This is a genomic window from Nocardioides sp., assembly GCF_050699375.1.
Taxonomy (GTDB): Bacteria; Actinomycetota; Actinomycetes; order Propionibacteriales; family Nocardioidaceae; genus Nocardioides.
The window spans coordinates 1-1,569 of sequence record NZ_JBOHDN010000335.1 but is presented as its reverse complement, the minus strand read 5'-3'; the positions used below and the strand labels follow the sequence as shown (position 1 = coordinate 1,569).

1 protein-coding gene is annotated in these 1,569 nt (G+C 65.6%); it reads right to left on the bottom strand.

From position 1 onward, the window contains the following. Window positions 1–117 precede the first annotated feature (117 nt). A complete protein-coding gene (locus tag ACRDPS_RS22845) occupies window positions 118–1,386 on the bottom strand; it encodes a tyrosine-type recombinase/integrase (protein WP_431503962.1) in 1,269 nt (422 codons plus the stop codon). Window positions 1,387–1,569: the final 183 nt, after the last annotated feature.

Below are 1,569 nucleotides of genomic sequence, written 5' to 3'. Positions count from 1 at the left end.
CCCACTGGTGGGTCTGCGCACGCGAGCCCGACGGCAACGTCTGGCTCTTCATCCGAAGGGACCGCGTCAACGTGGTCCCGCTCCTGGAGATTCTGCAGGCGCTCTCGGCGCGACCTGCTATCGCTGCTTAGGCGTCTCCCTGGGTGCTGCCACCTCGACGACCACGGTCCCTTCGATGACCTGTTCGCCCGCGGGTCGCGGCGTCAGCAACATGTCGAGCCTCAGCGCCGACTCATCTGACATCTCGTCGATCATCCGACCATAGATGTTGATCGTGGTCTGGATGTCGTCGTGGCCGACGCGTCGCATGATCTCGGCCAGCGTCAGGCCAGCGGCGTGGCAGATCGCGACGTGCGTATGGCGGAGCCAGTGCGGGGTCGGCCCGCGGTCGGCCAGCCCAGCCTCCTCGACAAGCCGCTTCCAGCGCCGGCCACGGAACGAGGTCTGGTTCCATGGCTTGGTTCGGCTCGGGCCAGGCCGTCCGTCCTGGAATGTGAAGACGAGATCGCCGGGGCTCTTCGGCTTCCCGTCCTCGTCGAACATACGTCGCCGCACGAAGCCGACCGCCGGACCAAGGACGCGCAGCCTGCGCCCCTCGGACGCCTCTGACTTACCGCCCTCGGTGAAGCCGACCATGCGGCGGTGGATCCGGTCCATGGAGACGTAGAGCTTGTCGCCCTCATCCTCGATGCTTGCGGCCGTGAGGGCGATCGCCTCGCTGATCCGCCACCCGGTGCCGGCCAGGAATGCCACGAGGTCTGCGGTGTCCCGATCGCCGATCCGCTCGCCGGTCTCGAGCAGGGCCATGAGCTCGGGGACGCGCAGGCCCTTCGGCTTCTTCTTGGACCGCTTGGGGAGCTCGGTCTCCTTGCACGGGTTGCGCTCGACGAGGCCGCGGGTTCTGGCCGAGCCCCACTTGAAGATCTGGTGGAGGATCGTGTGCTTGTCGCCGATCGACTTCGCCGACAGCGGCTCCCCGGTCGCAGAGGGGTGCACCTTCATCCAGTCGACCCAGTCCTGCACGTCCCTCTCGGTGATGCCCGCGGCCTCACGGAATCCGAGCCGGTCCCGGATCCAGTTGTTGTAGTCGCGGCCGTAGCTGTGGTGGATGTACGGCGTGACGGCGCCCTTCTTGGCTGCCAGCCACTTCTCGGCGAGCTCGTCCAGGCTCATGCCCGCCTGCTGGGGCTGTTCGTCGAGTAGGTACTTCAGCGCACGCTCCACGCCGACCAGGTCGATGCTGTTCTTGAAGGCCTCGGCCGCCTCGGGGGTCTCGAAGGTCTTCGAGCGCTGCTTCTTGTTCTGCCGAAACAGCACCGAATATGTCTTCTCGTGACCGTCTTCGCCGTTCTCACGCACACTCGCCATGCCTACACGCTCACTCATGCTCGTTGATGGTCGGTTGATGCTCTGAAATGAACGTTCCCCGAAGCCTGCGTATGTGCAGGTCAGAGACCAGTCTACGCGATCAGCGGCGCCGGGTTCATCACCCACCGCCGATCCCGCTCAGCGACTCCAGTCACGCTCAGTCAGGGCCATTCGTACTCGCTCGTACCCCCTCATGATCGC

Bases quoted from the DNA above. Each gene is read 5' to 3' on its own strand.
- ACRDPS_RS22845 (WP_431503962.1), bottom strand. From the start codon at position 1,386: ATGAGTGAGCGTGTAGGCATGGCGAGTGTGCGTGAGAACGGCGAAGAC.